We start from the raw sequence: 6,199 nt of genomic DNA, 5'->3' as shown, positions 1-6,199 counted from the left end.
AGGCTGCTGTTCTCGTGGGGGGTGCACCCGACGAGGCTCAGGTTGGAGCCGCCACCGCCGCCGCCGGTGGGAACGTCCATGTTCTGCAGGTCGAGAAGCGCCATGATGTTTCGTCCTTTCGTGATGTCTTCTGACTCGTGCTGGTCGTGCTGGAACGTCAGCCGCAGAGGATGCTGAGGCTGCTGTTCTCGTGCGGGGTGCATCCCAGGAGGCTCAGGTTGCTGCCGCCGCCGCCGTGACCACCGTCAGGGGCCATGTCCTGCAGGTCGAGGAGTGCCATGTCGTCTTCACCTCCCTTCCTGGTCGGAGTCCACCGGCCCGGCGGGATTGCCGGGAGGCGAGATGAAGGGCAGGTGCACCGGCTGGTCGTGCAGCGCGGTGCCCAGTGCGAAGACCACGCCGGCCGTGCCGCTCGCGAGGTCCATCGAGAGCCGGAGCAACTGGTTGCCGGGGAAGGCGAGCCCGTCGCCGTAGGGGATCGCGTGCCAGGCCAGGCGGCGGATCTGGTCCGCCACCAGCGGCGAGGTGCGGTCCACCCCGGGGCGGATCCCCGCGCACAGCGCCGAGATCATGCCACCCCGGCCGGCGAACAGGCCCGACTGCACGTAGTAGTCCAGGGTGGCCACCGGGGCGATGTCCCCGAGCGCCCGCCGGAACTCCTCGTCCTCGCGGTGGGCCAGGTACTGGGCGAGGATGAGCCCGATACCCGCCGACCCCTCGTCGAGATACGGATTGGTCCGCCATCCCTGCTGCACCTGGAGCTGTCCGTCGTCGCGGTGGGTGCAGCGACGCAGGTCCTGCCGGAGGGCGACGGCCGCGTGGTCGAGCAGGGAGGGGTCGCCGGTGGCCTCGTACACGCGCAGGAACAGCAGGGCCGGTCCCGAGGAGCCGCGCAGCAGTCCCGCGTGCGGGTTGGTGCCGCCGCTGACCTCGGGCACGCTGTCGACGGAGCCGAGGCGGTCGGCCACCATGCCGGTCACCTTGACCGCGGCCTCCACCAGGGAGGGCTCGCCGGCCGTGCGGCCGAAGTGCAGGAGGTTGAGCCCGATGCCGGAGAGCCCGGCGTACAGGCTCTGGCCGAGCTGCTCCCACCGCTCCCGCTGCAGCAGGGCGACCAGGTCGAGGGCGCCCTGCCGGTCGCCGAGCGCGTCGAACGCGTAGGCGACGCCGTGCAGGCCGTCGTAGAAGCCGAGGCCGGTGCCGGGCCGGGGGGCCAGGGCGTGCTTCTTGAGCCAGGCCTCGTACTCGGGGAAGCGGCCGGCGCCGGTCACCGCCAGGGCGTACAGGACACCCGCCGCGCCGGTCGCCAGGTTGAGGCCCCCGCCGGGCTGGAACTGCACCACGTCGCCGGGGAAGAGCCGGTCGGCGCGGTCAGGGGTGGCCGAGGCCACGATGGCGCGGCAGGCCGCGGCGCGCACCTCTTCCCAGGACGCGCGGCCGGGCATCGGGAGCTCCCGCATGGCCGTGCGTCCGGCGCTGCCGGTGCCCTGGCCGGGCCTGCGCGCGGCGGCGTCCATCGCCGGGGTCTCCTTGCGGTCCGTCGAGGCCGCTTGGCCGACCTCTCCCGCGGGCGGCTGCGTGGCGCTCGCGGGAGAGGTCCGTTCGGTGGCCGCGGCGGGGCGCCCGGCGTCCACCGGTGACGTCTCCGCGGCCGGGGCGCCGAGGGTGCCGGCGTCGTCGCCCAGGATGGTGCGGACGGCCTCGTCCACGAACTCCCGCGGCACGGGGAAGGTGGTGCGCACCATCTCGGCCAGGTGGATCGCCTTGGCGCGGTGGAGCGGGATCAGCACCGTCGACATGGGGGCGAAGAGGCCGAGTCGCAGGCACGCCTGGGCGTACTTGTCGGCCTCCACGCCGAGGCGGTCGGGCGGCGGGCAGAAGCCGGGGTGGGCCAGGGTCGGCCGCGCCTTCTGCTCGGCGAGCGTCGCCACCTCGAAGTCGATCAGGACGACCCGGTCGCCCTCCACCAGGATGTTGAACGGGTGCAGGTCGCCGAAGACGACTCCGCGCTCGTGCAGGGCGCTGACGGCCTCGTCGACGCGGGCGAGCATGTCGAGCGCCCACTCGGTGAACTCGGCGGCGTCCTCGTCGGAGATGTGGGCCCGGGTGAGCGGGTGGCGGTGGATCGACTCCTGGCTCAGCGTGGTGCCGTCGATGAACTCCTCCACCAGGAAGTGGTGGTCGCCCAGCGTGAAGTAGTCGCGGATGGCCGGGACGACCCGCAGCCCCTCCAGGCGGCGCATGATCTGCGCCTCGTACTGGAGGCGCGCGACCGCGTCGCGTCCGATGGCGTCCAGCCCGGCGTGCGGCCTGGCCTCCTTGAGCACCACGACCTCGCCGGTGCGGGTGTCGACCGCCTTGTACACGCCGCCGCCGTTGGAGAAGTGCAGCACCTTCTCGATCTTGTACGGCAGGTCGCCGACGGTCACCGCGTTGCGCGCGGCGAGGTGCGGCTCCAGGAAGTCGGGCAGCGTGATCCACGGGGGAGGGGAGAACGTGGGCCCCCGCCGGTCGGGCACCAGGACGCCGTCCGCGTCCTCGATGGCCAGGACACGCTCGCGGCCGCTGGTCAGGCAGTACCGCTCGGCGAAGCCGCCGTACCGGACGAACAGCGGGCCCTCGCCGATGCGCAGGTCGCTGAGGATGTACGGCCCGCGGACGCCGTGCAGGAGCTCGCCGAGCTCCTTGAGCACCAGCTCCATCTCGTTCTCGTCCGACGGGTAGATCGTCACCAGCTTGCCGCTGCTGCCCCGGTCGGCGTACTTGGAGTTGAGCATGATGACGACGCGCGGCCCGCGCAGGAACTTGAACGGCAGCCGGCGGCCCACGCAGTAGTCCCAGACGGCCTCAAGAGTGCGCTCCGCGTCCTCCAGGCAGGAGGACACATGAATCTTCCAGCCCTGAAGGGGTAGTGAGTTGTCCTCGGGCACGTAGTGGAGCCAGGTTTCGGTGGCGCGGTGCTGCCAGCCGGCCGGTACCTCATTCCCTGCTATAGCGTAGTCAGGGTACCTGGTGCGCTGGTTGTCAAGGGTGTCGTAAAACAGTGGATCGGCCAGGCAATACATCTCGTATTTGTCGATCACCCGTCGCACCCTCTCCCGTTCGATCGCTAGGAGGAGAATTACGGATAACCCCAGCCGTGCCTAGTGACGCTTTCCATTGCCGACATATGCACATGTCACTATTGGTTTCATGACTCTCGTCACAGTCGGCCTCATTGACCTGTGATTCCTCATCTCCAGACAAGTCCCTGACTTGAGCAAATTTCCTGGGTTACGGTCATACGAGGGATACAGCCCGCTGGATACACCCCCTGGCCTGCGGCCGAAGTGTGTTCCGGCCGGCCGGACGGCCGGGCCCGTCGAGGGCGGCCGTGGCCGCCGGCGGTGCCGTCTTACCAGCTTGACTGGCGGAGCCGAACCCGAATCGGTCTCGTGTAAGCCTCCGCCGACCCCTCGCCGGTCCTTTTTCGGGCTGCACCAGGGGCGTAAAGACTCGCGCAGCCGGTTTCTCGGAGGTGGGGTCGGCGGGTTTCTCCGCTCCGGTGCTGGACACGATCCTTCTCAGGACTTAGGGGGAATCATGACTCAGGTGGACTTCATCCACGTCCAGAAATTTTTGTCCGGAGTTGACTATCCGGCGACCAAGCAAGCCCTCATCGAGCACGCCAGGAAGCAGAACGCGGACGGGCAGGCGATGAAGGCGCTGGAGCGGCTCCCGGAGCAGGCGTACGACGGCCCGAACGCCGTCAGCAAATCACTAGCGAAGAGCTGATTCACTGAAGTTATCCGGGTTCCGCGGAGGACTCGCCGGCGTCAGGTCCCTTGGTAGACCAGCTCCGGCCGTCCGAGCCCGCCGTACCGCGGGACCCGGCGCAGGGCGCCCGTCTCGACGAGGTGCTCCAGGTACCGCCGGGCCGTGACCCGGGAGACGCCGATGGCCGCGCCCACGGCCTGCGCCGACATCCCCTCCGGGGCCTTGCGCAGCTCGGCCGCCACCGCCTCCAGGGTGGCCTCGGTCATCCCCTTCGGCAGCGCCGACCTCCCCGTCCCCCGCAGAGCCGACAGCGCGCGGTCCACCTCACCCTGGCCGCTGACCTCCCCGGCGCGTCCCGTCGAGGAGCGGAACTCGGCGTAGCGTTCGAGCTTCTCGCTCAGCGCGGCGAAGCCGAAGGGCTTGAGCAGGTACTGGACGACCCCCACCGACACCGCCGACCGGACCACCGACAGGTCGCGCGCGGACGTCACGGCGATCACGTCGCACAGCACGCCGGCCGCGCGCAGCGTCCGGCACAGGTCGAGGCCGTGCATGTCGGGCAGGTACAGGTCGAGCAGCACCAGGTCGGCGCGGCGGGTGCGCAGGAACCGCAGCGCCTCCCCGCCCGAGCGGGCCACGCCCACGACCTCGAAGCCGGGCACCCGCTGGACGTGCAGGCGGTTCGCCTCGGCGGTCAGCTCCTCGTCCTCGACGATCAGAACCGAGATCACGGCTCGTCCCTCCCCGAGCCCGGCGCGGCGTCCGGGAGGGGCAGCCGGACGCTGAAGACCGTGCCCTCGCCGGCCCGCGCGACCTCGACGGTGCCGCGCAGCCGGCGGACCGCCTGGGCCACCATCGCCAGCCCCAGGCCCCGGCCGTCGCCCTTGGTCGTCCATCCGCGCCGGAACGCCTCCTCGGCCGCCTCCGGGCCCAGCCCGGGCCCGCTGTCGGTGACGCGGAACAGGAACACGCCGTCGTCCCCGCGCAGGCGGACGGAAACGACCGCGGGCGGGGCGCCGCCCGTCGCCGCCTCCACCGCGTTGTCGATCAGGTTGCCGAGGATGGTGACCAGGTCGCGGGCGTCGAGGGTGACGTCGTCCAGCTCGCTTTCCGGGTCGATGCGCAGCTCGACGCCCCGCTCGGCAGCCTCGGCGGTCTTGCCGAGCAGCAGGGCCGCCAGCACGGGTTCGCGCACCGCGCCGACCACGCGGTCGGTGAGCTGCTGGGCCGCCCGCAGCTCCGCCGTGGCGAACGCCACCGCCTGCTCGCCCCGGCCGAGCTCGACGAGCGTCACCACCGTGTGCAGCCGGTTGGCCGCCTCGTGCGCGGCCGAGCGGAGCGACTCGGCGAACCCGCGCTCGGCGTCGAGCTGGCCGGTGAGCGCCTGGAGCTCGGTGTGGTCGCGCAGGGTCACCACCGTGCCCAGCGAGCGTGAGCCTGACCGGACGACGGCGCAGCTCACCACGAGCACCCGATCGCCGGTCAGGTGGATCTCGTCGGCGCGGTCCTCGCCGGAGTCCAGGGACTCGGCCAGGGAGGGCGGCAGCCCGAGGTCGGCGACGTGCAGGCCCTCGGCGCCCGCGGGCAGGCCGAGCAGCTCCCGCGCGCCGTCGTTGGACAGGGTCAGCCGGTGCTCGCCGTCCAGCAGCAGGAGCCCCTCGCGCACCGCGTGCAGGATCGCGTTGTGGTACTCGTACATGCGGCTCAGCTCGGCCGACCGCATCCCGTGGGTCTGGCGGCGCAGGCGCGCGCTGACCAGGTACGTGCCCGCGGTGCCCGCCGACAGCCCGAGCGCGCCGGTGAGCACCGCGCCCACCACCCGCTCGCGGAGTTGCGCGCTGATCTTCTCGATCGTGATGCCCGCGCTGACCAGCGCGCGCACCCGCCCGCCGGCGTCGCGCACCGGCGTGACGGCGCGCACCGACGGCCCCAGCGTGCCGGTGTAGGTCTCGGTGAACGTGGTCCCGGCCAGGGCGGGCGCCGTGTTGCCGAGGAACCGGCCTCCGATGCGCCCGGGGTCCGGATGGGTGTACCGCAGCCCGGCCGTGCTCATGATCGTGATGAAGTCCAGCCCGGCCTCCAGGCGCACCCGCTCGGCGTACGGCTGGAGCGCGGCGGAGGGGTCGGGGTCGTCGAGCGCGTCGAGGACGGACGGGGACGCGGCGACGCTCACCGCCGTCGCGCCGGCCGTCCTGGCGGCCTCGTCGACGAGCAGGTCGCGGGTCTGGAAGGCGGCGAGCATGATGCCGCCCGCCACGGTGACGCCGACGACCACCACCTGGAGCGCGAGCATCTGGCGCGCCAGGCTCAGCCGTCCCAGGCGTGCCTTGATCCTTCTCGGTACCGTCGCGTTCATCGGCTTGGACGTGGGGGCTCAGCGGGGCTGTTCAAGGATCACCGCCGGCTTCACATGGTCGGGCGTCTCCGGGGGTAGCGAGCCGTC

5 protein-coding genes are annotated in these 6,199 nt (G+C 71.8%); 1 reads left to right on the top strand and 4 read right to left on the bottom strand.

The window, feature by feature from the left end:
• Positions 1–157: 157 nt before the first annotated feature.
• On the bottom strand, positions 158–280 hold the full coding sequence (locus PYR91_RS03200; RefSeq protein ID WP_279777230.1) for a SapB/AmfS family lanthipeptide: 123 nt from the start codon (positions 278–280) through the stop codon (positions 158–160).
• Positions 281–287: 7 nt separating this feature from the next.
• On the bottom strand, positions 288–3,083 hold the full coding sequence (lanKC, locus tag PYR91_RS03195) for a class III lanthionine synthetase LanKC (RefSeq protein WP_279777229.1): 2,796 nt from the start codon (positions 3,081–3,083) through the stop codon (positions 288–290).
• Between the two features lie 499 nt (positions 3,084–3,582).
• On the opposite strand from lanKC, the gene PYR91_RS03190 reads away from it, so the two are divergent.
• Positions 3,583–3,774: a DUF2795 domain-containing protein gene (locus tag PYR91_RS03190; RefSeq protein WP_279777228.1), complete on the top strand. Its 192-nt coding sequence runs from the start codon at positions 3,583–3,585 to the stop codon at positions 3,772–3,774.
• A gap of 41 nt (positions 3,775–3,815) precedes the next feature.
• Here PYR91_RS03190 and PYR91_RS03185 read toward each other — a convergent pair whose 3' ends face one another.
• Both PYR91_RS03185 and PYR91_RS03180 read right to left on the bottom strand, forming a co-directional pair.
• Positions 3,816–4,487, bottom strand: a complete 672-nt coding sequence (locus PYR91_RS03185; protein ID WP_279777227.1) for a response regulator — start codon at positions 4,485–4,487, stop codon at positions 3,816–3,818.
• Positions 4,484–6,112, bottom strand: coding sequence for a sensor histidine kinase (locus PYR91_RS03180; RefSeq protein WP_279777226.1), 1,629 nt, complete (start codon positions 6,110–6,112; stop codon positions 4,484–4,486). The genes PYR91_RS03185 and PYR91_RS03180 overlap by 4 nt, the downstream gene beginning before the upstream one ends.
• Positions 6,113–6,199 lie beyond the last annotated feature (87 nt).

This window comes from Sphaerisporangium sp. TRM90804 (assembly GCF_029846175.1).
Classification (GTDB): Bacteria; Actinomycetota; Actinomycetes; order Streptosporangiales; family Streptosporangiaceae; genus Sphaerisporangium.
Note: the sequence above shows the minus strand (reverse complement) of the source record. Positions and strands in the feature narration are given on the sequence as shown.

Excerpts from the sequence above, each read along its gene's own strand:
- PYR91_RS03190 (WP_279777228.1), top strand. The coding sequence starts at position 3,583 with ATGACTCAGGTGGACTTCATCCACGTCCAGAAATTTTTGTCCGGAGTT.
- PYR91_RS03200 (WP_279777230.1), bottom strand. The coding sequence starts at position 280 with ATGGCACTCCTCGACCTGCAGGACATGGCCCCTGACGGTGGTCACGGC.
- PYR91_RS03180 (WP_279777226.1), bottom strand. The coding sequence starts at position 6,112 with ATGAACGCGACGGTACCGAGAAGGATCAAGGCACGCCTGGGACGGCTG.